The organism is Streptomyces clavifer, assembly GCF_036345975.1.
Taxonomy (GTDB): domain Bacteria; phylum Actinomycetota; class Actinomycetes; order Streptomycetales; family Streptomycetaceae; genus Streptomyces; species Streptomyces clavifer.
In genome coordinates, this window is sequence record NZ_CP107793.1 from 5,433,193 (window position 1) to 5,457,608 (window position 24,416).

Below are 24,416 nucleotides of genomic sequence, written 5' to 3' on the forward strand. Positions count from 1 at the left end.
GCAGCCCCCAGTGCAGACAGCCGGCGGCGCAGTGCGACGGCCCTGGGCCGGCCACTGCGACCGGCTGCCCCGCGGTCACCTCGTCGCCCGTCCCGACCTGCGCGCGCACGGGCTCGTACGTGAAGCGCAGCGGGGGATCACCACTCCCGGCCACCTCGACGGAGAGGACCCCGCGCCCGGCCACCTGCCCGGCGAACACGACCGTGCCGGAGGCCGCCGCCAGCACGGGAGCTCCCGCCGGGGCGGCGAGATCGACGCCGCGGTGGCCAGGCCCGTACGGACCGGGCGGCGGTTCCCACCCCCGTACGACGAGGGGCCGTCCGGCGAGCGGCCAGGACCGGTCGCCGGACGGTTCCGTCATCCGCGGCACGGCCGCCGCCCGGGCGCAGGAACCTCCCAGCAGCACCGCGAGCAGTGCTGCCAGTGCGGCGGGTCGTGCCCACCGTCCGGATCCGGGCAGGCGGGTGGTCGCTCCAGGTGTGCGGTCCATGACGTAACGATCTCCCGGCAACCCGTGCCGCGGGGGACCATGGTCCGGATCTGTGGACGACGGAGCGGTTGTGGACATCGCCGTCACCCGGCACCCGACGGGTCCCGTACACTTCTTCTGGCGATCCGGGTCACCGGGTCGACTTCGCACGCCCCGCCACCTCCTTCTCTACGGGGGTGGCCGCGCCCCTCGGTCCCTCGTGGCACGGCGCGTCGGGGCGTCAGGCGCGACAGCGAACCCGCGGTCGCGATAACCGAGCACCTCAAGGAGTACGGCCATGGCCGTCGTCACGATGCGGGAGCTGCTGGAAAGCGGCGTCCACTTCGGTCACCAGACCCGTCGCTGGAACCCGAAGATGAAGCGCTTCATCTTCACCGAGCGCAACGGCATCTACATCATCGACCTGCTCCAGTCGCTGTCGTACATCGACCGCGCCTACGAGTTCGTCAAGGAGACCGTCGCCCACGGCGGCTCCATCATGTTCGTGGGTACGAAGAAGCAGGCGCAGGAGGCCATCGCCGAGCAGGCGACGCGCGTCGGCATGCCGTACGTCAACCAGCGTTGGCTCGGTGGCATGCTCACCAACTTCTCCACCGTCTACAAGCGCCTTCAGCGTCTGAAGGAGCTCGAGCTCATCGACTTCGAGGACGTGGCCGCCTCCGGCCTCACCAAGAAGGAGCTCCTGGTCCTCTCCCGCGAGAAGACCAAGCTGGAGAAGACCCTCGGTGGTATCCGCGAGATGCAGAAGGTGCCGAGCGCCGTCTGGATCGTCGACACCAAGAAGGAGCACATCGCCGTCGGTGAGGCGCGCAAGCTCCACATCCCGGTCGTCGCGATCCTCGACACCAACTGCGACCCCGACGAGGTCGACTACAAGATTCCGGGCAACGACGACGCGATCCGCTCCGTCACCCTGCTCACCCGCGTGATCGCCGACGCCGTCGCCGAGGGCCTCATCGCCCGTTCCGGTGCCGCCACCGGTGACTCGAAGCCGGGCGAGAAGGCCGCCGGCGAGCCGCTCGCCGAGTGGGAGCGCGACCTGCTCGAGGGCGAGAAGAAGGACGACGCCGAGGTTCAGTCCTCCGCCGAGACCGAGAAGGCCGCCGACGCCGAGCCGGCCGCCGCCGCTGCCGAGCAGGACGAGGCCGCAGCTGCCGAGGCCCCCGCAGCCGAGGCTCCCGCCGCCGAGGCCGAGGCTCCGGCCGCGGACGGCGAGCAGGCCTGACACCCGTCAGTCACGGCTGAAGACGGCGGGGGCAGGTGCGCAGGCACCGCCCCCGCCGTTCACCCGTAGATCTTTCAGACTTCGAGAGAGAAAACAGACTCATGGCGAACTACACCGCCGCTGACGTCAAGAAGCTCCGCGAGCTCACCGGCGCCGGCATGATGGACTGCAAGAAGGCGCTCGACGAGGCCGACGGCAACGTCGACGGTGCCGTCGAGGCCCTCCGTATCAAGGGCCAGAAGGGCGTCGCCAAGCGCGAAGGCCGTTCTGCCGAGAACGGTGCCGTCGTCTCCCTCATCTCCGAGGACAAGACGTCCGGCGTCCTGCTCGAGCTGAAGTGCGAGACGGACTTCGTCGCCAAGGGCGAGAAGTTCCAGACCGTCGCCAACACGCTCGCCGCGCACGTCGCCGCGACCTCCCCGGCCGACATCGAGGCGCTCCTCGCCTCGGAGATCGAGGCCGGTAAGACCGTCCAGGCGTACGTGGACGAGGCGAACGCCAACCTCGGCGAGAAGATCGTCCTGGACCGCTTCGCGCAGTTCACCGGCGGTTACGTGGCTGCGTACATGCACCGCACGATGCCCGACCTCCCGCCGCAGGTCGGCGTCCTCGTCCAGCTGGACAAGGAAGACGCCGAGGTTGCCAAGGACGTCGCGCAGCACATCGCCGCCTTCGCCCCGAAGTACCTCACCCGCGACGAGGTCCCGGCCGAGACGGTCGAGAACGAGCGTCGTGTCGCCGAGGCCACCTCGCGTGAGGAGGGCAAGCCCGAGGCCGCCCTCCCGAAGATCGTCGAGGGTCGCGTCAACGGCTTCTTCAAGGACGTCGTCGTCCTCGAGCAGGCCTTCGCCAAGGACAACAAGAAGTCGGTCCAGAAGGTCCTGGACGGAGCCGGTGTCAGCCTGACGCGCTTCGCGCGCATCAAGGTCGGCATCTGAGTCCGTCCGCGAACAACGGTGGACCCCGATAGGGTCTGGTGCAGTCGTCGGCCGCACCCATGCCGGACGACCGCAGAACTGACGAGGAGGCCATTGCCGCTGAGGGACAACAGACCCACGGCAATGGCCTTCTTCGTATGTGCACGAGGAGAATCTCCATGAACAAGGGCGCGGACGCCACCCAGGCCGACCACAAGCGCGACGACGGCTCGATCTCCGGGCGCTTCATGCTGAAGCTGTCCGGCGAGGCGTTCGCCGGCGGCGGGGGACTCGGCGTCGACCCCGACGTCGTGCACGCCATCGCCCGCGAGATCGCGGCGGTCGTACGCGACGGCGCGGAGATCGCGATCGTCATCGGCGGCGGCAACTTCTTCCGTGGAGCCGAGCTCCAGCAGCGCGGCATGGACCGGGCGCGGTCCGACTACATGGGCATGCTCGGCACGGTCATGAACTGCCTGGCGCTGCAGGACTTCCTGGAGAAGGAAGGCATCGACTCGCGCGTCCAGACCGCCATCACCATGGGCCAGGTCGCGGAGCCCTACATCCCGCTCCGTGCCGTACGGCACCTGGAGAAGGGGCGAGTCGTGATCTTCGGTGCCGGTATGGGGATGCCGTACTTCTCCACCGACACGACGGCCGCCCAGCGAGCCCTGGAGATCGACGCCGAGGCGCTCCTGATGGGCAAGAACGGGGTGGACGGGGTCTACGACTCCGACCCGAGGGCGAACCCCGCAGCGGTGAAGTTCGACGCGCTGGAGTACGGCGAGGTGATCGCCCGCGATCTCAAGGTCGCCGACGCCACCGCGATCACGCTCTGCCGCGACAACCAGCTCCCGATCCTCGTCTTCGAGCTGACCACCGAGGGCAATATCGCCCGCGCGGTCAAGGGTGAGAAGATCGGCACGCTCGTGAGTGACGTGAGCACCCGGGCCTGACGGCCCAAAGGATGGACAACGGCCTGCCGGTCGGACACCGTGCAGGTGAGGACGCGACGCAGGATCCGCAGGGCCCGATGATGCCGGGTCCACACAAGACACGCAGGAGCACGTGGTGATCGAAGAAATCCTCCTCGAGGCCGAGGAGAAGATGGAGAAGACGGTCGTGGTCGCCAAAGAGGACTTTGCCGCGATCCGTACCGGCCGTGCGCACCCGGCGATGTTCAACAAGATCGTCGCCGACTACTACGGCGCGCTGACCCCGATCAACCAGCTGGCCTCGTTCTCGGTTCCCGAGCCGCGGATGGCCGTGGTGACTCCGTTCGACAAGACCGCACTGCGCAACATCGAGCAGGCGATCCGTGACTCCGACCTCGGTGTCAACCCGAGCAACGACGGCAACATCATCCGAGTGACGTTCCCGGAGCTCACGCAGGACCGTCGCAAGGAGTACATCAAGGTCGCCAGGACCAAGGCCGAGGACTCCAAGATCTCGATCCGGGCCATCCGCCGCAAGGCCAAGGAGACGCTCGACAAGCTCGTCAAGGACAAGGAGTCCGGCGAGGACGAGGTCCGCCGCGCGGAGAAGGAGCTCGACGACACCACCGCGAAGTACGTCGCGCAGGTGGACGAGCTGCTCAAGCACAAGGAAGCCGAGCTGCTCGAGGTCTGATGAACGACTCTTCCTGGGGCGCCCCGCAGGGAGCCGGTTACTGGGGCGCGCCCGAGATGGGGGCCGCCCCGGCGGGTCCTGCATACGATGTGCACGGCGCCCAGCAGACTCGGCCCATGCCCATCGTGCCGGACGTTCCCGACGCAGGTAGAGACGCTGACGACCGGAACAGGGACGCCGCCGCGCGTGTCGGCGGCCCCCTGTTCCGTGACGAGAAGCCGCAGGAGCCCATGTCCACCCCGTTGCCGTCGCCCCCGCCGCCGAAGAAGCGCGCGGGGCGTGATCTGCGTGCCGCCATAGGGGTCGGTCTCGGGCTCGGCGCGGTCGTCGCCGGGTCGCTCTTCGTCGTGAAGGCCGTCTTCGTCGGCGTCGTCGTGGTCGCGGTGGTGGTGGGGCTCTGGGAGCTCACCTCCCGCCTCAAGGAGCGCAAGGGGATCAACGCCCCCCTCGTGCCGCTCGCCGTCGGCGGCGCCGCCATGGTGGTCGCCGGCTACGTGCGGGACGCGGAGGGCGCCTGGGTCGCCATGGCGCTCACCGCGCTCGCGGTGCTCGTCTGGCGGATGACGGAGCCGCCGGACGGCTACCTCAAGGACGTCACGGCCGGTGTGTTCGCCGTGTTCTACGTGCCGTTCCTGGCGACGTTCGTCAGCATGATGCTCACCGCGGACGACGGTTCGTGGCGGGTCCTGACCTTCCTGCTCCTCACGGTGGTCGCCGACACCGGTGCGTACGCCGTCGGCTGGCGCTTCGGCACGCACAAGCTGGCACCGCGCATCAGTCCCGGGAAGACCCGTGAGGGCCTTCTCGGCGCGATCGGCTTCGCGATGGTCGCCGGTGCGCTCTGCATGGAGTTCCTGATCGACGACGGCCGCTGGTGGCAGGGTCTGCTGCTGGGTCTCGCCGTCGCCGCCAGCGCCACGCTCGGCGACCTGGGCGAGTCCATGATCAAGCGGGATCTCGGCATCAAGGACATGGGCACGCTGCTCCCGGGCCACGGCGGCATCATGGACCGGCTCGACTCGCTGCTGCCGACCGCGCCGGTCGTGTGGCTGCTGCTGGTGCTGTTCGTCGGATCCGGCTGATCGGCCTTCCTGCGCACACCGCCTGACCTGCGGTTTTTCGAATGAGGGTCCGTTGTCCACAGGGCGGCGGGCCCTCACTCGTATGTCTGCGACACTGGAAGAACCATGCCTAAGCCCGGAGAACTCCAGTTTGTCGCGCCCCGCGGAGCCAAGCAGCCGCCGCGGCACCTCGCCGACCTCACCCCCGACGAGCGCAAGGAAGCAGTCGCCGCGACCGGCGAGAAGCCCTTCCGCGCCAAGCAGCTGTCGCAGCACTACTTCGCGCGGTATGCGCACGAGCCGGCGGAGTGGAGCAACATCCCGGCCGGTTCGCGGGAGAAGCTCGCGGAGGCGCTGTTCCCCGACCTGATGTCCGTGGTGCGCCACATCAGCTGTGACGACGACACCACCCGTAAGACGCTCTGGAAGCTGCATGACGGGACGCTCGTCGAGTCCGTCCTCATGCGGTATCCGGACCGGGTGACGATGTGCATCTCGTCACAGGCGGGGTGCGGGATGAACTGCCCGTTCTGCGCGACCGGGCAGGCCGGACTCGACCGCAATCTGTCGACCGCCGAGATCGTGCACCAGATCGTGGACGGTATGCGGGCGCTCCGTGACGGCGAGGTGCCGGGCGGGCCCGCGCGGCTGTCCAACATCGTCTTCATGGGCATGGGCGAGCCCCTCGCCAACTACAAGCGAGTGGTCGGGGCGATCCGGCGGCTGACGGATCCGGAGCCGGACGGCCTCGGGCTCTCGCAGCGCGGGATCACCGTCTCCACGGTGGGTCTGGTGCCCGCCATGCTGCGGTTCGCCGACGAGGGCTTCAAGTGCCGCCTCGCCGTCTCGCTGCACGCCCCGGACGACGAGCTGCGCGACACCCTCGTACCCGTGAACACGCGCTGGAACGTCCGGGAGGTGCTGGACGCGGCGTGGGAGTACGCGGACAAGTCCGGCCGGCGCATCTCCATCGAGTACGCGCTGATCCGCGACATCAACGACCAGGCGTGGCGCGGCGACCGGTTGGGCCGGCTCCTCAAGGGCAAGCGGGTCCATGTCAACCTGATCCCGCTGAACCCGACGCCAGGCTCCAAGTGGACCGCTTCGCGGCCCGAGGACGAGAAGGCGTTCGTCGAGGCGATCGCCGCCCACGGCGTGCCCGTCACGGTCCGGGACACCCGCGGTCAGGAGATCGACGGAGCCTGCGGACAGCTCGCCGCCCTCGAGCGCTGAGATCCGGGTCGGCCCGGTGCGTCCGGGCCGCACAGGCCCGGCCCGCACAGGCCCGGCAGGCTCACTTCGCCCGGCCGGCGGGCACCGGCCCGCCGGCCGGGCGGAGTGCCGGCCCCGGGACGATACGGCCGGTGCCCCGGGCCGATACGGCCGGTGCGCCGCCCCGATTCGGCCGGTGTAGCCTGGTCCGAAAATCAACTTCATATTCCGACAGGGGAGCGCCACAGCGCTGAGAGTGCGGCACCGGAACAGGTCGGCCGCAGACCCTCTGAACCTCGCCCGGGTCATTCCGGGTAGGAAGTTCGGACCTTACTCAAGCTGTTGCGCCCTGCCCGCTCACGAGCGGGCGGGGCCGCGTCTCTTCCTGGTCATCTCCAGGAGGAATCACATGAACACCACGACGAAGTACGCCGCGACGGCGCTCGCCGCCGCGCTCGGCGTCACCGTGCTCGCCGGCTGCGGGGGCTCGGGCGGCGACGCCTCCGGTTCCGAGGGCTCCGAGAAGACGGTCACCCTGGTCAGCCACGACTCCTTCAACGCCTCGGACGCCGTCCTGAAGGCGTTCACGAAGGAGACCGGGTACAAGGTCAAGGTGCTGAAGAGCGGTGACGCGGGCGCCGCGCTCAACCAGGAGATCCTGACCAAGGGCTCCCCGCGCGGCGACGTGTTCTTCGGCGTCGACAACACGCTGCTCTCCCGCGCCCTGGACAACGGTCTGTTCACACCGTACGAGGCTGAGGGCCTCGACCGTGTCGCGTCCGGTGCCCAGCTCGATTCCGCCGAGCACCGGGTCACGCCCGTCGACACCGGCGACGTCTGCGTCAACTATGACAAGAAGTACTTCGCGGACAAGAAGCTCGACCCGCCGCAGTCCTTCGACGACCTTCTGAAGCCCGCGTACAAGAACCTCCTCGTCACGGAGAACGCGGCGACCTCCTCGCCCGGCCTCGGCTTTCTCCTCGGCACGGTCGCCGCCTACGGCGAGACCGGATTCGAGGACTACTGGAAGAAGCTGAAGGACAACGGGGTCAAGGTCGTGGACGGCTGGGAGCAGGCCTACAACGAGGAGTTCTCGGGCTCCGCGGGCGGCAGGAAGAGCAAGGCGGACAGGCCGCTGGTGGTCTCCTACGCGTCCAGCCCGCCCGTCGAGGTGCTGTACGCCGAGCCGCAGCCGGCCGAGGCGCCCACCGGGGTCGCCACCGGCACCTGCTTCCGCCAGATCGAATTCGCCGGCCTGCTGAACGGCGCGAAGAACGAGGCCGGCGGCAAGGCGCTGCTGGACTTCCTGATCAGCAAGCAGTTCCAGGAGGACATGCCGCTGAACATGTTCGTGAACCCGGTCGCGAAGGACGCGGAGCTGCCGGAACTCTTCACGAAGTTCGGTGCGACCGTCGACGCGCCGGCGACGGTGGCCCCGGAGAAGATCGCCGAGAACCGTGAGCAGTGGGTCCAGTCATGGTCCTCGCTCGTCGTGAAGTAGCCACCCCGCCCGCAGGCAGGGGCAGGGGCAGGAAGACCGGCCACGGCAGCGTACGGGGGAACGCGGTGCGGTTCGGCCTGATGGCCGTGCCCGTCGCGTTCTTCGGGCTGTTCTTCGCCTACCCCGTCGTCGCGATCGTCGGCCGGGGTCTCAGGACGGACGGCGTCTGGCAGTTCGGCCGGATCGGCCAGGTGCTGAGCCGGCCGGACATTCTCGACGTCCTCCGGTTCACCACCTGGCAGGCCCTCGCGTCGACCGCGCTCACCCTGCTGATCGCGCTGCCGGGCGCCTACGTCTTCGCCCGGTTCGACTTTCCCGGTAAGCAGCTGCTGCGTGCGGTCGTGACCGTGCCGTTCGTTCTGCCGACCGTCGTCGTGGGGACGGCGTTCCTGGCGGTGCTGGGGCGCGGCGGGTTCCTCGACGAGCTGTGGGGGGTCCGGCTCGACACGTCGGTGTGGGCGATCCTGCTCGCCCACGTGTTCTTCAACTACGCGGTCGTCGTGCGGACCGTCGGCGGCCTGTGGTCGCAGCTCGACCCCCGCCAGGAGGAGGCCGCCCGAGTGCTCGGCGCCGGACGCCTCGCCGCCTGGCGGAGGGTGACCCTGCCCGCGCTGGCCCCGGCCGTGGCGGCAGCCGCGCTGATGGTCTTCCTCTTCACGTTCACCTCGTTCGGAGTCGTCCAGATCCTCGGCGGTCCGGCGTACTCCACACTGGAGGTGGAGATCTACCGGCAGACCGCGCAGCTCCTCGACCTGCCCACAGCCGCGGTGCTGACGCTGGTGCAGTTCGCCGCGGTCGGCGGGATCCTCGCCGTGCACGCCCGGACCGTGCGGCGCAGGGAGACGGCACTGAGACTGGTCGACCCCGCGCAGACGGCCCGCCCGCCGCGTGGCGCCGGGCAGCGGGCACTGCTCGGCGGGGTACTGCTGACCGTCCTGCTGCTGATCGTGGTGCCGCTCGGTGTTCTGGTGGAACGCTCCCTGGACACCTCGGGCGGCTACGGCTTCGGCTTCTACCGTGCTCTGCAGTCCGCCGATGCGAGCGGTTCCACCTTCCTGGTGCCGCCGCTCGAAGCCATCGGGAACTCGCTGCAATACGCGGCGGTCGCCACCCTGATCGCGCTCGTGGTCGGCGGTCTCGCCGCGGCGGCCCTGACCAGGCGCGCGGGCCCACTGGTCCGGGGCTTCGACGCGCTGCTGATGCTGCCGCTCGGAGTGTCCGCCGTCACCGTCGGCTTCGGCTTCCTGATCACCCTCGACGAACCGCCGCTCGACCTGCGGACGTCCTGGATCCTTGTCCCACTGGCCCAGGCGCTCGTGGGCGTCCCCTTCGTCGTACGGACCATGCTGCCCGTCCTGCGGGCGGTCGACGGCAGGCTGCGGGAAGCCGCTGCGGTGCTCGGTGCCTCGCCGCTGCGGGCCTGGCGCGAGGTCGACCTGCCGCTGGTGCGCAGGGCGCTGCTGGTGGCCGCCGGCTTCGCGTTCGCCGTGTCGCTCGGCGAGTTCGGCGCCACCGTGTTCATCGCACGCCCCGACAACCCCACCCTGCCGGTCGCGGTGGCGAGGCTGCTGGGACGGTCCGGCGAGCTCAACTACGGGCAGGCGATGGCCCTCAGCACGATCCTGATGCTCGTCTGCGCGGTGTCGCTGCTCCTGCTCGAACGTATCCGCACCGACCGATCCGGGGAGTTCTAGAGATGCTGGCACTGGACGCGGCCACGGTCCGCTTCGGGGAGCGGACCGCGCTGGACGCGGTGGACCTGGAGGTCGCCGACCACGAGATCGTCTGTGTCCTGGGACCGAGCGGCAGCGGCAAGTCGACACTGCTGCGGGTGGTCGCCGGACTGCAGCGGCTGGACGGGGGACGGGTGCTCCTGGACGGTGCCGACCAGGCCGCGGTGCCCGTGCACCGGCGCGGGCTCGGCCTGATGTTCCAGGACCACCAGCTGTTCCCGCACCGGGACGCCGGCGCCAATGTGGCGTTCGGACTGCGCATGCACGGGGTCTCCCGCGCGGAGCGGGACCGCAGGGCCGACGAGCTCCTCGACCTGGTGGGCCTGCCCGGTGCCGGCCGCCGGGCCGTCGCCGCGCTGTCCGGTGGCGAGCAGCAGCGCGTGGCTCTCGCCCGGGCCCTGGCACCCCGCCCGAAACTGCTGATGCTGGACGAGCCGCTCGGACAGCTGGACCGGAGCCTGCGCGAACGGCTCGTCGTCGAACTCCGCACCCTGTTCGGCCGGCTGGGCACGACGGTGCTCGCCGTCACCCACGACCAGGGAGAGGCCTTCGCCCTCGCCGACCGGGTGGTGGTGATGCGGGACGGCCGCATCGCCCAGACGGGCACCCCGCTGGAGGTCTGGCAGCGGCCGGCGTCCGCCTTCGTCGCCCGGTTCCTCGGCTTCGACAACGTCGTCGGGGCGACCGTGACCGGGACGGCCGCCGACACCGTCTGGGGCAAGGTGGCCGTGCCGGACGGTTCACCCGGGGGGCGGTGCGAACTGCTGGTCAGGCCCGCGGGGGTACGGATCGGCGGACCCGAGGACGGGCTGCGCTGCACCGTCGGAGCGCGCACCTTCCGCGGCCACCACGTCGCCGTGACCCTGCGCCCCGACGAGGGGCCGGACCTGGAGGCGGAGTGCGCCCTGCGGGACGCCCCGGACGAGGGTGCCACGGTGGGTGTGACGTTCGACGTGGCGGAGACCGTGGTGCTGCCCCCGGCCGGCCCGCGCTGAACCGGTACGGTCAGCCGGTCAGCCGGGCGAGCGCCTCCGGAGCCTCGTCGACCGTGTCGACGAGGGCGATGCGCGACTCCATCGTCCGGCCCGAGGCGAGGGCGCTCAGCAGCGGCCAGGCCGGCAGCTTCTCCGTCCAGTGCGCACGGCCCACCAGCACCATCGGGGTGGGGGCCGAACGCGACTCGTAGTAGTTCGGCGTCGTGTTGTCGAAGATCTCCTGCACGGTCCCGGCCGCGCCGGGCAGGAAGATCACACCCGAGGTCGAGCGGGCCAGCAGCCCGTCCTCGCGCAGGGCGTTCGCGAAGTACTTGGCGATGTGGTCGGCGAAGGCGTTCGGCGGCTCGTGGCCGTAGAACCACGTGGGGATCGCGACCGACGAACCGCCCTCCGGCCAGCGCTCCCGTACGGTGAAGGCGGCGGTCGCCCAGTCGGTGACCGAAGGGCTGAACGACGGTGCGGCGGACAGCAGCTCACAGGCCTTGACCAGCATCGCGTCGGAGTGCGGCGCGGCGTAGGCGCCGAGGTTGGCCGCCTCCATGGCCCCGGGGCCGCCGCCCGTCGCCACCGTCAGACCGCTGCGGGCCAGCTCCCTGCCCAGCACGGCGGCCTCCCGGTACGCACCGGTGCCGCGCGCCATCGCGTGGCCGCCCATGACGCCCACCACCCGGGTCCCGGCGAGGTGTTCGTCCAGCGCGTCGGAGACCGCGTCGTCGTGGAGGGCCCGCAGCATCGAGGAGAAGACGTCACCGTCGGCCTTCGTCCGCTGGAACCAGCGGTACGCCCGCGCGTCGGGCGTCACCTCGTAACCGCCGCCCGCCAGACCCTCGTACAGGGCGTCGGGGGTGTAGAGCAGGCCCCGGTACGGGTCGAAGGGAAGCCCGGGCACGGGCGGGAAGACGAAGGCTCCGTCCGCCCGCACCTTCGCCTCCGCGCCGGAATCCATCCGGCAGCCGAGGAAGACAGCACCTCGGGTGTCGGTCGCGAACAGCGCCGCACCGCGCTCCGTCAGGTCGACGGACTGGATCCGATGATCGGTCAGGGTCCCTGCGGTGACCGCCAGGTCGAATGCGGCGAGCGTCTCTATCTCGACGCCGGGTGCGTACGTGTTCTCGTCCGGGTTCTCCACCCGGCCATGCTACGTACCGGCCGGCGGGGGCGTCACCCCGTCAGAGGCAGCGCCGCCAGCTCCGCGATCACCCAGGTCAGCGGGGCGAACACGGCCAGCAGCACCGTCGCACGAAGGACCGTGGCGATGCGCAGGGCGGACATCGGTGCGCCCACCCGCACCAGCGCCTCCGCCGTGCGCGCCCGGGCCTGCTTGGCCTCCAGGGCGGAGGTCAGCAGCGTCGCCGTCGTGCAGCCCACGACGAGTACGGCTCCGAGCGCGGTGAGCGGGCCGAAGGGGCGCGGCCCGTCGGTGTACAGCACCGAGGCCGCGACGACTCCGGACACCACCGCGCAGACCACTCCGAGCGGGCGCCCGATCCGGGACGCCTCGTCCATCAGGACCCGGCCCGCCAGCAGCCGTGCGGCTCCGGGGCGCACGGCCTGGAGGAGCCGCCCGCAGAGGTGGGTGAGCCCGGGGCCCGCCATGGCCAGACCGATCGCGGTGAGGGTCCAGCCGGCCAGCACGCTCGCCGGGGTCGAGTCCAGCCGTCCGGGCAGCGGGAGGGGACTGCCCGCCGAGCCGCGGCTCGCGTACGCCTCGACCGCCAGTCCGGCGGCGGTGAGCGCGACACCCCAGGGCAGTCCCGTCGGCGCGGGTGCGGGGGTGAGCAGGTCCTCGGCCTCCTGGGCCTCGGACGGCGCGGCCGGCCGGGAGCGCAGCGCGAGTCCGCCGGCCGCGGAGGAGACCAGCGGGACGAGCGCCAGCAGCGTGAGCGCGGCGGCGAGGGGCAACGGTGTGCCGCCGCCCAGGAACTCCGCCGCACCGCCGTCGAAGGGCAGTCCGGTCAGATCGCCCCGCAGGTGGAGGAAGAAGAGGAGCGCCACCATCGAGCCCAGCGTGGTGGACACCGCCGTGGAGACCGCGGCGAGCACGGTCAGCCGGACCGGCCCGAGTCCGGCGGCGAAGAGCCCGGGGCGAGGGCGGGTGCTCGGGTCCGTACGGGCCACCGCGACCGCGAAATGGACGGTCGCGGCCAGCGGCACGGCGCACCACAGCAGCCGCAGGAGGGAGCCGGAGGCGTGCGCGGGGTGTCCGGAGGCGTATCCCAGGGTGCACAGGAGCAGGAAACCGACGCCCGCCGACGCCGCGGCGAGGAGCAGCCGCCGCATGAGCACCAGGGGATGGGATCCGCGGGTCAGACGGAGAGCGAGCACGCCGAGCGGCCTTCCGGATCGGACACGGCGGGCAGGGCGGCGGTGGCGACGCGGCGGCCGTCGAGCAGCGAGACCGTACGGTCGGCGAGGGCGGCGACCTCCGCGTCGTGGGTGGCGAGCACGACCGTGATGTCGTGGGACCGCGCCGCCGTGGTGAGGGTGCGCAGCAGCTGCGAGCGCTCGGCCCGGTGAAGCGTCGCCGTCGGTTCGTCCGCGAAGAGCACGGTCGGCGCGGCGGTCAGCGCCCTGGCCACGGAGACGCGCTGGCGCTGCTCCTGCAGCAGGGTGTGCGGCCGCTTCTTCGCGAGTGCGCCGATGTCCAGGCGCTCCAGCCACTCCGTCGCCGCCTTCTTCGCGGCCCGGTGCGGGACACCACGCAGCAGCAGCGGCAGGGCGGCGTTCTCCCAGGCGGTCAGCTCCGGTACGAGCTGGGGTTCGGCGGCGATCCAGGCGAAGCGGTCGCGGCGCAGGTGTTCGCGCAGCCGCGGGCCCATGGTGTGCACCGGGACGTTGTTGAACCAGACCTCGCCCTGCTGGGGCACCAGTTGGCCGGACAGGCAGTGCAGCAGCGTCGTCTTGCCGCTCCCGCGCGGACCTGTCACGGCCAGGATCTCCGCGTCGCGGACACCGAGGGAGACACCGTCGAGCCCCGGGGATCCGTTGTGGGAGTGCTGCAGGGAACGAGCCCAGATCACGTCGTTGTCCGGCGGGGCCACCATGGCGTACACCTCGGTTCAGATCAGATTTCCCGTTCCCCCGAACGGGGGAACCAAGACAGGGCCGATCGGTCACTCGGCACGCTAGGGAGTCGGACCGGGGTGTCGGCACAGCACGCGGCCCGGATGCACCCCTTCTCACTCGAACGGGTGCATCCGGGCCGTGTGGACCGTATGAAATGACTGCTGGAAGCGGTGCTGCCGGTCGTCGGAGCGCCGGTCAGAGCTTCGTCCAGGCCTCCGTCAGGACGGCCCGGAGAATGCCTTCGATCTCGTCGAACGTCGACTGGTCGGAGATCAGCGGCGGCGCGAGCTGGACGACCGGATCGCCGCGGTCGTCGGCCCGGCAGTAGAGGCCGTTCTCGTACAGCGCCTTGGACAGGAAGCCGTACAGGACGCGCTCGGTCTCCTCGTCGGTGAACGTCTCCTTGGTGGCCTTGTCCTTCACCAGCTCGATGCCGTAGAAGAAGCCGTTGCCGCGGACGTCGCCGACGATCGGCAGGTCGTGCAGCTTCCGCAGCGTCGTGAGGAAGGCGTTCTCGTTGTCCAGGACGTGCTGGTTGAGGCCTTCGCGCTCGAAGATGTCGAGGTTGGCGAGACCGACCGCGGCGGACACCGGGTGGCCGCCGAAGGTGTAACCGTGCAGGAAGGTGTTGCCATCCCGGTAGAACGGTTCGGCCAGCCGGTCCGAGATGATGCAGGCGCCGATGGGGGAGTAGCCCGACGTCATGCCCTTGGCGCAGGTGATCATGTCCGGCACGTAGCCGAACTTGTCGCAGGCGAACATCGTGCCCAGCCGGCCGAAGGCGCAGATGACCTCGTCGGAGACGAGCAGTACATCGTGCCGGTCGCAGATCTCGCGCACCCGCTGGAAGTATCCGGGCGGCGGCGGGAAGCAGCCGCCGGCGTTCTGCACGGGCTCCAGGAAGACGGCCGCGACGGTGTCCGCGCCCTCGAAGAGGATCTCCTGCTCGATCTGGTCGGCGGCCCAGCGGCCGAAGGCCTCCGGGTCGTCGCCGAAGAGCGGAGCGCGGTAGATGTTGGTGTTCGGCACCTTGTGCGCACCGGGTACGAGCGGCTCGAACGGCGCCTTGAGCGCGGGCAGTCCGGTGATCGACAGGGCTCCCTGGGGGGTGCCGTGGTAGGCGACCGCACGCGAGATGACCTTGTACTTGGTCGGCTTGCCCTTGAGCTTGAAGTACTGCTTGGCCAGCTTCCAGGCCGTCTCCACGGCCTCGCCGCCGCCCGTGGTGAAGAAGACCTTGTTGAGGTCGCCCGGGGCGTAGTCCGCGAGTCGTTCGGCGAGCTCGACGGCCTTGGGGTGGGCATAGGACCAGATCGGGAAGAAGGCCAGCTCCTGCGCCTGCTTGTACGCCGTCTCGGCGAGCTCGTGGCGGCCGTGCCCCGCGTTCACGACGAACAGGCCGGAGAGCCCGTCGAGGTAGCGCTTGCCCTTGTCGTCGAAGATGTAGGTGCCCTCGCCGCGCACGATGGTGGGAACGGGCGCGTTCTCGTAGTCCGACATGCGGGTGAAGTGCATCCACAGGTGGTCGTACGCGGTCCGGCTGAGGTCCTTGCTCACGGCTATCGGGTTCCCCACATGTAGGTCTGCTTCTTGAGCTTGAGGTAGACGAAGCTCTCGGTGGAGCGCACACCGGGAATGGCCCGGATGCGTTTGTTGATCGTCTCCAGCAGGTGGTCGTCGTCCTCGCAGACGATCTCCACCATCAGGTCGAAGGAGCCCGCGGTCATCACCACGTACTCGCACTCGGTCATCGCCGACAGGGCCTCGGCGACGGGATCGACGTCGCCCTCGACGTTGACGCCGACCATGGCCTGGCGACGGAACCCCACGGTCAGCGGATCCGTGACGGCGACGATCTGCATCACGCCCTGGTCGAGCAGCTTCTGCACGCGCTGGCGCACGGCCGCCTCGGACAGGCCCACGGCCTTGCCTATCGCGGCGTACGGCCTGCGGCCGTCCTCCTGGAGCTGTTCGATGATCGCGAGGGAGACGGCGTCGACCGCTGGTGACGATCCGTTCCCGGTCCTGGAGTCTGCGCTACGACTGGCCACGCATCCACTCTGCACCGCTACTCGTCTGTCTGGCAAGCCTGAATCGATGAAATTCGTTGTCTGAGCGCCCTAATGTCACTGAATCCGAAGTGTGCGGCGGGTGGGTATGTCGAAAGCGTCACCGGAGCGATTAGGGTGGATGTCTCACCCATCGGACAGCCGACAGGAGGGGTGGTTGTGACCACCGAGGTGCGCCGTCTGCGCAACTACATCAACGGACAGTTCCGGGACGCCGCGGACGGGCGGACCATCGACGTGGTCAACCCGGTGACGGAGGAGGTCTACGCGACCTCGCCGCTCTCGGGACAGGCCGACGTCGATGCCGCCATGGACGCGGCCGCCGCCGCGTTCCCCGCCTGGCGGGACGTGACGCCCGCCGAGCGCCAGAAGGCACTGCTGAAGATCGCGGACGCCTTCGAGGAGCGGGCGGAGGACCTGATCGCGGCCGAGTCGGAGAACACCGGCAAGCCGCTGGAGCTCACCCGCACCGAAGAGATCCCGCCGATGGTGGACCAGATCCGCTTCTTCGCGGGCGCCGCACGGCTGCTCGAAGGCCGCTCGGCCGGCGAGTACATGGAGGGTCTGACCTCGATCGTGCGCCGCGAGCCGGTGGGCGTCTGCGCGCAGGTCGCACCGTGGAACTACCCGATGATGATGGCCGTCTGGAAGTTCGCCCCGGCGCTCGCCGCGGGCAACACGGTCGTCATCAAGCCGTCCGACACCACCCCGGCGTCGACGGTGCTGATCGCCGAGATCATCGGACAGATCCTCCCCAAGGGCGTCTTCAACGTCATCTGCGGCGACCGGGAGACCGGCCGCGCGATGGTCGAGCACCCGACCCCGGCGATGGCCTCCATCACCGGTTCGGTGCGGGCCGGCATGCAGGTGGCCGAGTCCGCCGCCAAGGACGTCAAGCGCGTACACCTGGAGCTCGGCGGCAAGGCGCCCGTCGTCGTCTTCGGGGACACCGACATCGCCAAGGCCGTCGAGGGCATCTCCGTCGCCGGCTACTTCAACGCCGGCCAGGACTGTACGGCCGCGACCCGCGTCCTGGTCCACGAGTCCATCCACGACGAGTTCGTCACGGCGCTCGCCAAGGCCGCGGCCGACACGAAGACCGGCCTGCCGGACGACGAGGACGTGCTGTACGGCCCGCTCAACAACGCCAACCAGCTGGCCCAGGTCAGCGGGTTCATCGAGCGGCTCCCCGCGCACGCCAAGGTCGAGGCGGGCGGCCACCGGGTCGGCGACAAGGGGTACTTCTACGCCCCGACCGTCGTCTCCGGCCTCCAGCAGGACGACGAGATCGTCCAGCACGAGGTCTTCGGGCCCGTCATCACCGTCCAGTCCTTCACGGACGAGGCCCAGGCGCTCGCGTACGCCAACGGCGTCGAGTACGCCCTCGCCTCCTCGGTGTGGACCAAGGACCACGCCCGCGCGATGCGGATGTCCAAGAACCTCGACTTCGGCTGCGTGTGGATCAACACCCACATCCCGCTCGTCGCCGAGATGCCGCACGGCGGCTTCAAGAAGTCCGGCTACGGCAAGGACCTCTCCGCGTACGGCTTCGAGGACTACACCCGGATCAAGCACGTCATGACGTCGCTCGACGACTGACCCGCGCGGCGCCCGCCACGGCCCCGGACTCCGGTCCGGGGCCGTCCCTGTGCCCGGGGGCGCGCTCCCGGGCGCCCCGCGTCGGGGGCGGAGTGCCGGCCCGGGCAGGTGGGCGGAGGAGGCGCCGGCGAAAGACCGGGAAGGGTCCGGGACCGGGTCGCCGGAGCCTCGCGGTGAACCCGTACAGGAGCTGCCGGTGCGTGAGAACCCCGGCTTTTGAACGTGTTCATGATGGGCGTACGCTGCGGGCATGAGCGAGCGAGCCCTCTTGCGGCGCATACGCGTGTGGTTGGTCGTCTTCATCGTCTGCCTGGTGCTGAGCGGCCTGACCGCCTTTCCGCTGGTGCATGAACTCCGGTGGACGGAGGACCTGTTGATGTCCTCCGCCTCCCCCGCCCCCGAGCACTTCCCGGCCCTGACGGAATGGATCACCAGGGTCCGCACCGGACTCGACGAGGCCGATGCGAAGCACCCCTTCCTGCTCTACGGCACCGACTGGCTGGCCTTCGCCCACCTGGTCATCGCGGTCGCCTTCTACGGGCCCTACCGCGATCCGGTCCGCAACATCTGGGTCATCGAATTCGGCATGATCGCCTGCGCCGGCATCATCCCGCTGGCGCTGATCTGCGGCCCGATCCGGGACATCCCCTTCTGGTGGACCGTCATCGACATGTCCTTCGGAGTCTTCGGCGTCATTCCCCTGCTCCTCGTCCGCCGCATGATCAAGCGACTGGAAGGGATGCGGGAGGGCTCCGCGACGGTGTGAGGTCATTGCACCGGCGGGGGTCCGAAGGCCGCCACCACGATGTCCCTCAGGGTGGACATCTCTTCGCTGTGCGGGTCGAAGCGGTGGTCGTACGCCTCCTCCAGGGTGTCACCCGGCATCTCCGGCACCGGTATCCGGTCGGCGTCGTCAGCCCGTACGCGGCCCAGGTGGCCGGTGGCAGCCCGGCCGGGCGGGGCACCACGAAACGGCATGGTCACCGCGGCCTGGACCAGCAGTGCGACGCCGATGTCGGTGGCCCACGGCTCCCGCGGAAGCCATCGCGCCCCCGGTCTCCGCACCATTGGGCCCCGCGTCGGACGTCCTCGCGCCGGGGGCCCGTGCATCAGGGCTTCCGGCCCACCGCACCGAACTGGGCGACCGGCGCGGGCAGGAGGCGGCCGTCGGGGCGCCAGTGCGCGCACGACACGATGCCCGGGTCCAGGACGTCGAGGCCGTCGAAGAACGAGGCGAACACGGGGCGGCTGCGGGCCGTGATCGGCGGCGTGGCGTTCTTGTTCCAGAAGCTCATCGCGGCCTCGTTGCCCTCACCGCCCAGCTCCAGCGTGGGGTGGGTGAGCACCAGGTGGCTGCCGGACGGCAGCGGGCCCATCAGTCCGTCGACGACGGACCGTGCCTCGTCCGTGTCCAGGACGAAGTTGAGGATGCCGAGCATCATCACCGCCACCGGGCGCCGCAGGTCCAGGGTCCCTTCCGCGGCCCGCAGGATGCGCTCCGGATCGCGGGCGTCCGCGTCGAGGTACTCGGTCGCCCCTTCGGGGGAGCTGGTGAGCAGGGAGCGGGCGTGTGCCAGCACGGTCGGGTCGTTGTCGACGTAGACGACCCGGGCGTCGGGTGCCGTGTGCTGGGCGACCTCGTGGGTATTGTCCGCGGTCGGCAGGCCGGTGCCTATGTCGAGGAACTGGCCGATGCCGACGTCCCCGGCCAGGTGCCGCACCACCCGGCCGAGGAACGCGCGGTCGGCGCGCGCCACTTCGCCGATGCTGGGATACATGCCGGTGACCCGGTCGCCGACCACCCGGTCCACCGGGTAGTTGTCCCGGCCGCCCAGCCAGTAGTTCCACACCCGGGCGTTGTGGGCGATGTCGGAACGTATGCGGGCGGGTGTGGTGCGGGGGTCGTTCACATCTGCTCCTCTGGTGCCGGGCCGGGCATCACGCGTGATGCGGCACCCATGATGCCGGACCGATCAAGAGGAGGCGTGGGAAAGGGACTTGGCCAACCGGGTACGAAGGGTGTCGATCCGGTTGGTGGTGATCGAGTCGACGCCGTACGCGATCAGCCGGCGCATCGTGCGACCGGTGTCGGCCGTCCAGGCGGAGACGAGCAGGCCGTCCCGGTGGACACGGTCCGTCAGTTCGCGGCTCACCAGGCCGAAGCGGTAGTTGAGCCAGTGCGGGCGCACCGCGTCGAGCAGGACGGGCCGGGGTGGGGCCAGGGTGGTCCAGGTCAGCGCGATCTCGGCGGACGGTTCCGCCGCGCGCACCCGCAGCATCGCGTCCGTGTCCGCGCAGTAGTACACGCGCTCGCCCGCCCCGCACTCGCGGACCACGCCCGTGACCGCTCGTACGGACGCGTCCGTCGAGCCCGGCAGGTCGATCATGAGCCGTCGGGCACCGACGGCGGACAGGGCCTCACGCAGGGTGGGGACGCCGCCGTCGGTCAGCTCCAGCAGCTCCCGGTGGTCGATCCGGTCCAGGCGGACGTCATGGCCCCACAGGCGCTCCAGAGTGGAGTCGTGGAGCAGGACGGGCACCTTGTCACGGGTGACGCGGACATCGATCTCGACCGCGTCCGCCCCCCGCTCCACGGCGGACCGGATCGAGGGGAGCGTGTTCTCGCGGGCGCGGTACGGATCGCCGCGGTGGGCCACGGCGGTGACGGTGAGGGCCATGGGTCCATTGTGACCACGCGGGTCACCGAGCGGGGGAGGCCTCCAGCCAACTCGTCGTGTACGTGTCGATCTCGGCGGCCAGCGTCCGCTTTCCGGCCGCGTCCAGGAAGGACGCCTCGACGGCGTTCTTCGCCAGGCCGGCGACACCGCGCTCGTCCAGGCCGAGCAGCCGCGCCGCCACCGCGTACTCGTTGTTGAGATCGGTACCGAACATGGGCGGGTCGTCGCTGTTGACGGTGACGAGGACGCCCGCCTCCGCCATCTCCCTCAACGGGTGCCGCTCGATGTCGGCGACGGCGCGGGTGGCGATGTTCGACGTCGGGCACACCTCCAGCGCGATGCGGTGCTCGGCGAGGTGCTCCAGCAGCTTCGGGTCCCGGACGGAGCTCGTGCCGTGCCCGATGCGCTCGGCGCGCAGGGCCGTCAGCGCGTCCCAGACGGTCTGCGGGCCCGTGGTCTCCCCGGCGTGCGGGACCGAGTGCAGCCCTTCGGCGATCGCCCGGTCGAAGTAGGGCTTGAACTGCGGGCGGTCCACCCCGATCTCGGGTCCGCCGAGACCGAAGGAGACGAGCCCCTCGGGCCGCAGGTCCACCGCGAGGCGGGTCGTCTCCTCGGCGGCCTCGAGACCGGCCTCGCCCGGAATGTCGAAGCACCAGCGCAGGACGACGCCCAGCTCGGCCTCGGCGGCCTTGCGGGCGTCCTCGATGGCCTCCATGAAGCCCTGCTCGGGGATGCCCCGGCGGGTCGAACTGAACGGGGTCACGGTCAGCTCGGCGTACCGGATGTTCTGCCGCGCCATGTCCCGGGCGACCTCGTACGTCAGCAGCCGGACGTCCTCGGGCGTGCGGATCAGGTCCACCACCGAGAGGTAGACGTCGATGAAGTGGCCGAAGTCGGTGAAGGTGAAGAAGTCCGCCAGCGCCTCCGGGGCCGTGGGGACCTTCGAGTCGGGGTGGCGGCCCGCCAGCTCGGCCACGATGCGGGGCGAGGCGGAACCGACGTGGTGGACGTGGAGTTCGGCCTTGGGCAGCCCCGCGATGAAGGGGTGCAGATCGTTCATCGGATTCTCCCGGATCTCGGATATCGGCCGGGCACACCGGCTGCACCGATCATCGTAGGCGGGGCCCGGAGGCTCGGAGGCGGGCCGTAGCATGGCGGGACCACGATGGGGGAGGCCCATGTCAGACAACACGCAGCAGCCCGGGGGCGGGGCCGCGCCACGCGATCCGTGGGCGCCGCCGGACAGCAGGGTGGAGCTCGGCAAGCAGGCCGAGGCGCGCCCGCCGGCCGTGCACGACCAGCCGACGGTCACGTCCATGCCGAGTGCCGAGCCGGGCACCGGACCGATACCGGGGGCGGTCGGAGCGTTCGGTCCGCCGCAGGCGGACGTGCCCCCGCCGCCCGTCGCGCCGAACGGACCCGGAGGGCCGGCCACGCCGCCCGCCGGGCAGTACGGCTACCCGGCGCCCGCCCCGCCCGCGGTCCCTTACGGCGGCTACCCGGGATACCCCGGCTACGGCGGTCAGCCCGCCTGGGGCGGCCAGGCTCCCGCGAACGGTCTCGGGACCGCGGCGATGGTGCTCGGCATCATCGCGGTGGTCGGCTTCTGCCTCTACGGGGTCAACATCATCCTGGGGATCCTCGCGCTGATCTTCGGCATCATCGGCCTCGGCCGTGCCAAGCGCGGTGAGGCCACCAACCGGGGCATGGCGATCGCCGGGATCATCCTCGGCTCCGTCGGCGTGGTCCTCGGCTCGGTGATCCTCGGCATCATCATCTGGGCGGCCACGAACGCCGAGAGCGACGAGGATTTCGGCGACTCCTACGACCCGTACCCCACCTCGCTGGTCGTCGGCTCCACGCGCTGACCGCGGGAGAACCGCCGTCCGTGGCGGGGGACCGGGATCTGTGCCCCGGCCCCCCGCCACGGGCCGTTTCACAGGGCGCGCAGCCGTGTACGCGCCTCCATGAGCGCGAAGCCCAGCAGATTCAGCCCGCGCCAGGCAGCCGGGTCCCCGGTCCGCGCGTCGTCCTTCGCCAGCCCGATGCCCCAGATCCGGTCCATCGGGCTCGCCTCGACGAGCACCCGTTCCCCCGTGCCCAGCAGGTACGCCCGAAGCGCCGGGTCCTGCCCGAACTTGTGGACGCTGCCCGCCACCACCAGGCCGAACCGTTCACGTGCCCACACGGCGTCGTCGAAGTGCCGGACCAGCCTGCCCACCTTCTTCGCCGCGGCCGGGCTGCTCGCGGCCACGGCCTTCGCCTCGGCCTCCGCGTCACCGAAGAGGCGGGCCTTCGCGGCCATCATCCAGTGCTCGGCCGAGGCGTAGGTCACCGAGTCCACCGTGAACGGCGCGGGCCACCACTGACTGAGGCAGCTCTCCCCGAGCCGGCCGTCGGGGCGGGGCCGGTGCCCCCAGAACGGCAGGTACTTCACACGCTCACCGCGTGCCGCCCGAGCGATGAGATCGGCCATGCAACTCTGCTCCATGACAGCCGAGTCTGGCATCCACCACGGACAGTCCGTAGGGGGATTTCCGCAACCACACGACACATCGTCGACAGATTCCGTCGCGTAACCAAAAGGAAACAACGGAATCCCTTGTTGGTGAAGGTCTCCTCTGTCAGGATCGGCACTCAATTCGACAAAGGACTACGCCGCCCCGGTCCCCGGGGACGGCGGAGGAGAGCGTCATGGGCAACGGCTTCCAGATGCAGGACCGCTTCGCCGACGGTGCGCAGTACATCGGCGGACGGCTGCGGCCCGGCACGTCGGGACGCCACCAGGAGGTGGTGAACCCCGCCACGGGCGAGACGGTGTACCGCTACGAACTGGCCGGAACCGACGAGGTGGACGCCGCCGTCGCCGCCGCCCGCGAGGCGTTCCCCGGATGGTCCGGGGCCACCCCCGCCGAACGGTCCGACCTGCTGCACCGTTTCGCCGCCGTACTCGCCGGACAGGCCGAGGACTTCGCCCACGCCGAGTCCCTGCAGTGCGGCAAGCCCGTCAAGCTCTCCACCGAGTTCGACGTGCCCGGCACCGTCGACAACACCGCGTTCTTCGCCGGCGCGGCCCGTCACCTGGAAGGGAAGTCGGCCGCCGAGTACAGCGGGGACCACACCTCCTACGTACGCCGGGAGCCCCTCGGGGTCGTCGGGTCCATCGCACCCTGGAACTACCCGCTCCAGATGGCGGCCTGGAAGATCCTCCCGGCCGTCGCCGCGGGCAACACCGTGGTGCTGAAGCCTGCCGAGATCACCCCGCTGACCTCGCTGATGTTCGCGCAGGCGGCCACGGAGGCCGGCCTCCCCGACGGCGTGATCAACATCGTCTCCGGAGCGGGCAGGGACGCGGGCGAGCACCTCGTGGGACACCCCGACGTGGTGATGACCTCCTTCACGGGCTCGACCGCGGTCGGCAGGCGGGTCGCCGAACTCGCCGCCTCCACCGTCAAGCGCCTCCACCTGGAGCTCGGAGGCAAGGCGCCGTTCCTCGTGTTCGACGACGCCGACCTCGGGGCCGCGGTCAACGGGGCGGTCGCCGGAGCCCTCATCAACACCGGCCAGGACTGCACCGCCGCCACCCGCGCGTACGTGCAGCGCCCGCTGTACGACGCCTTCGTCGCGGGCGTCGCAGGACTCATGGAGACCGTACGGCTCGGCGACCCCTTCGACCCGTCCACCGACCTCGGCCCGCTGATCAGCCACCAGCAGCGCGACCGGGTGGCCGGATTCGTCGAGCGCGCGCGGGCGTACGCCACCGTCGTCACCGGCGGCGAAGCGCCCGGCGGAGCCCTCGCGGAGGGGGCGTACTACCGGCCGACCCTGATCACGGGGGCCGCCCAGGACAGCGAGATCGTCACCTCGGAGATCTTCGGCCCCGTCCTCGTCGTCCTGCCCTTCGACACCGACGACGAGGGAATCCGCCTCGCCAACGACACCCCCTACGGACTCGCCGCCTCAGCGTGGAGCCGCGACCTGTACCGGGCCAACCGCGCCACCCGCGAGCTCAGGGCGGGATGCGTGTGGATCAACGACCACATCCCGATCATCAGCGAGATGCCGCACGGCGGATACAAGGCCAGCGGCTTCGGCAAGGACATGTCGTCGTACTCGTTCGACGAGTACACGCAGGTCAAGCACGTCATGTACGACAACACCGCGGTAGCCGCGAAGGACTGGCACCGCACCGTCTTCGGGGACCGATAGCAGGCCGCCGCCCGGCGGCCCCACCCACCCGA

Annotated in this window: 22 protein-coding genes and 2 pseudogenes; 13 read left to right on the forward strand and 11 right to left on the reverse strand. The window is 70.5% G+C overall.

Annotated features, from left to right (window positions below; genetic code table 11):
• Window positions 1-34 precede the first annotated feature (34 nt).
• A pseudogene (locus tag OG927_RS23955) lies at window positions 35-568 on the reverse strand (peptidoglycan DD-metalloendopeptidase family protein); the annotation flags it as partial.
• Window positions 569-767: 199 nt separating this feature from the next.
• Here OG927_RS23955 and rpsB point away from each other — a divergent pair.
• The 9 genes from rpsB to OG927_RS24000 all read left to right on the forward strand — a co-directional run bounded on the left by rpsB (window position 768) and on the right by OG927_RS24000 (window position 10,763).
• On the forward strand, window positions 768-1,715 hold the full coding sequence (gene rpsB / locus OG927_RS23960) for a 30S ribosomal protein S2 (RefSeq protein WP_056791153.1): 948 nt from the start codon (window positions 768-770) through the stop codon (window positions 1,713-1,715).
• Window positions 1,716-1,816: 101 nt separating this feature from the next.
• Window positions 1,817-2,653 carry a translation elongation factor Ts gene (gene tsf, locus OG927_RS23965; protein ID WP_056791156.1) on the forward strand — a complete coding sequence of 279 codons (837 nt, stop codon included), beginning with the start codon at window positions 1,817-1,819 and terminating at the stop codon, window positions 2,651-2,653.
• Between the two features lie 158 nt (window positions 2,654-2,811).
• Window positions 2,812-3,588, forward strand: coding sequence for a UMP kinase (gene pyrH / locus OG927_RS23970; protein WP_056791159.1), 777 nt, complete (start codon window positions 2,812-2,814; stop codon window positions 3,586-3,588).
• Window positions 3,589-3,703: 115 nt separating this feature from the next.
• On the forward strand, window positions 3,704-4,261 hold the full coding sequence (gene frr / locus OG927_RS23975) for a ribosome recycling factor (protein ID WP_056791162.1): 558 nt from the start codon (window positions 3,704-3,706) through the stop codon (window positions 4,259-4,261).
• Complete coding sequence (locus OG927_RS23980) at window positions 4,261-5,343, forward strand: phosphatidate cytidylyltransferase (protein ID WP_124281065.1); 1,083 nt, start codon at window positions 4,261-4,263, stop codon at window positions 5,341-5,343. The genes frr and OG927_RS23980 overlap by 1 nt, the downstream gene beginning before the upstream one ends.
• Before the next feature lie 105 nt (window positions 5,344-5,448).
• The gene (rlmN, locus tag OG927_RS23985) at window positions 5,449-6,555 is read left to right on the forward strand and encodes a 23S rRNA (adenine(2503)-C(2))-methyltransferase RlmN (protein WP_209469658.1); all 1,107 of its coding nucleotides are present in this window, start codon (window positions 5,449-5,451) and stop codon (window positions 6,553-6,555) included.
• Between the two features lie 388 nt (window positions 6,556-6,943).
• Complete coding sequence (locus OG927_RS23990; RefSeq protein ID WP_124281063.1) at window positions 6,944-8,035, forward strand: thiamine ABC transporter substrate-binding protein; 1,092 nt, start codon at window positions 6,944-6,946, stop codon at window positions 8,033-8,035.
• Between the two features lie 80 nt (window positions 8,036-8,115).
• Complete coding sequence (locus OG927_RS23995; protein ID WP_056791259.1) at window positions 8,116-9,729, forward strand: ABC transporter permease; 1,614 nt, start codon at window positions 8,116-8,118, stop codon at window positions 9,727-9,729.
• Window positions 9,730-9,731: 2 nt separating this feature from the next.
• Window positions 9,732-10,763 (forward strand): ABC transporter ATP-binding protein, encoded by a 1,032-nt coding sequence (locus tag OG927_RS24000; RefSeq protein ID WP_056791173.1) that lies wholly within the window; start codon window positions 9,732-9,734, stop codon window positions 10,761-10,763.
• A 10-nt stretch (window positions 10,764-10,773) separates the two neighbouring features.
• On the opposite strand, the gene OG927_RS24005 is transcribed toward OG927_RS24000, so the two are convergent.
• The 5 genes from OG927_RS24005 to OG927_RS24025 all read right to left on the reverse strand — a co-directional run bounded on the left by OG927_RS24005 (window position 10,774) and on the right by OG927_RS24025 (window position 15,880).
• Window positions 10,774-11,892, reverse strand: a complete 1,119-nt coding sequence (locus OG927_RS24005; protein ID WP_056791175.1) for an LOG family protein — start codon at window positions 11,890-11,892, stop codon at window positions 10,774-10,776.
• Between the two features lie 32 nt (window positions 11,893-11,924).
• Window positions 11,925-13,088 carry a hypothetical protein gene (locus OG927_RS24010; RefSeq protein ID WP_124281062.1) on the reverse strand — a complete coding sequence of 388 codons (1,164 nt, stop codon included), beginning with the start codon at window positions 13,086-13,088 and terminating at the stop codon, window positions 11,925-11,927.
• Entirely contained in the window at window positions 13,070-13,807 is a 738-nt protein-coding gene (locus OG927_RS24015) for an ABC transporter ATP-binding protein (RefSeq protein ID WP_056791178.1), read from the reverse strand. Before OG927_RS24015 ends, OG927_RS24010 begins: the two co-directional genes overlap by 19 nt.
• A 217-nt stretch (window positions 13,808-14,024) precedes the next feature.
• Window positions 14,025-15,404: an aspartate aminotransferase family protein gene (locus OG927_RS24020; protein WP_079099263.1), complete on the reverse strand. Its 1,380-nt coding sequence runs from the start codon at window positions 15,402-15,404 to the stop codon at window positions 14,025-14,027.
• Window positions 15,389-15,880: an Lrp/AsnC family transcriptional regulator gene (locus tag OG927_RS24025; RefSeq protein ID WP_199862700.1), complete on the reverse strand. Its 492-nt coding sequence runs from the start codon at window positions 15,878-15,880 to the stop codon at window positions 15,389-15,391. The genes OG927_RS24020 and OG927_RS24025 overlap by 16 nt, the downstream gene beginning before the upstream one ends.
• 177 nt (window positions 15,881-16,057) lie before the next feature.
• Between OG927_RS24025 and OG927_RS24030 the strand changes: the two genes are divergently transcribed.
• Together OG927_RS24030 and OG927_RS24035 are read left to right on the forward strand one after the other, a co-directional pair.
• A complete protein-coding gene (locus OG927_RS24030) occupies window positions 16,058-17,497 on the forward strand; it encodes a gamma-aminobutyraldehyde dehydrogenase (RefSeq protein ID WP_056791188.1) in 1,440 nt (479 codons plus the stop codon).
• A gap of 250 nt (window positions 17,498-17,747) precedes the next feature.
• A complete protein-coding gene (locus tag OG927_RS24035) occupies window positions 17,748-18,263 on the forward strand; it encodes a hypothetical protein (protein WP_206431737.1) in 516 nt (171 codons plus the stop codon).
• A 79-nt stretch (window positions 18,264-18,342) separates the two neighbouring features.
• On the opposite strand, the pseudogene OG927_RS24040 reads toward OG927_RS24035, so the two are convergent.
• The 4 genes and pseudogenes from OG927_RS24040 to OG927_RS24055 all read right to left on the reverse strand — a co-directional run.
• Window positions 18,343-18,565: pseudogene (locus tag OG927_RS24040) on the reverse strand (hypothetical protein); the annotation flags it as partial.
• Window positions 18,566-18,606: 41 nt separating this feature from the next.
• Window positions 18,607-19,407, reverse strand: coding sequence for an SAM-dependent methyltransferase (locus OG927_RS24045; protein ID WP_330320750.1), 801 nt, complete (start codon window positions 19,405-19,407; stop codon window positions 18,607-18,609).
• A 63-nt stretch (window positions 19,408-19,470) separates the two neighbouring features.
• On the reverse strand, window positions 19,471-20,175 hold the full coding sequence (locus tag OG927_RS24050; RefSeq protein ID WP_124281060.1) for a glycerophosphodiester phosphodiesterase: 705 nt from the start codon (window positions 20,173-20,175) through the stop codon (window positions 19,471-19,473).
• 22 nt (window positions 20,176-20,197) lie between these two features.
• Complete coding sequence (locus tag OG927_RS24055) at window positions 20,198-21,235, reverse strand: adenosine deaminase (protein ID WP_056791200.1); 1,038 nt, start codon at window positions 21,233-21,235, stop codon at window positions 20,198-20,200.
• 118 nt (window positions 21,236-21,353) lie between these two features.
• On the opposite strand from OG927_RS24055, the gene OG927_RS24060 reads away from it, so the two are divergent.
• Window positions 21,354-22,043 carry a DUF4190 domain-containing protein gene (locus tag OG927_RS24060; RefSeq protein WP_209469653.1) on the forward strand — a complete coding sequence of 230 codons (690 nt, stop codon included), beginning with the start codon at window positions 21,354-21,356 and terminating at the stop codon, window positions 22,041-22,043.
• Window positions 22,044-22,111: 68 nt separating this feature from the next.
• Here OG927_RS24060 and OG927_RS24065 read toward each other — a convergent pair whose 3' ends face one another.
• On the reverse strand, window positions 22,112-22,651 hold the full coding sequence (locus OG927_RS24065; protein WP_330320751.1) for an NADAR family protein: 540 nt from the start codon (window positions 22,649-22,651) through the stop codon (window positions 22,112-22,114).
• Between the two features lie 218 nt (window positions 22,652-22,869).
• Between OG927_RS24065 and OG927_RS24070 the strand changes: the two genes are divergently transcribed.
• Entirely contained in the window at window positions 22,870-24,384 is a 1,515-nt protein-coding gene (locus OG927_RS24070; protein ID WP_056791209.1) for a gamma-aminobutyraldehyde dehydrogenase, read from the forward strand.
• Window positions 24,385-24,416 lie beyond the last annotated feature (32 nt).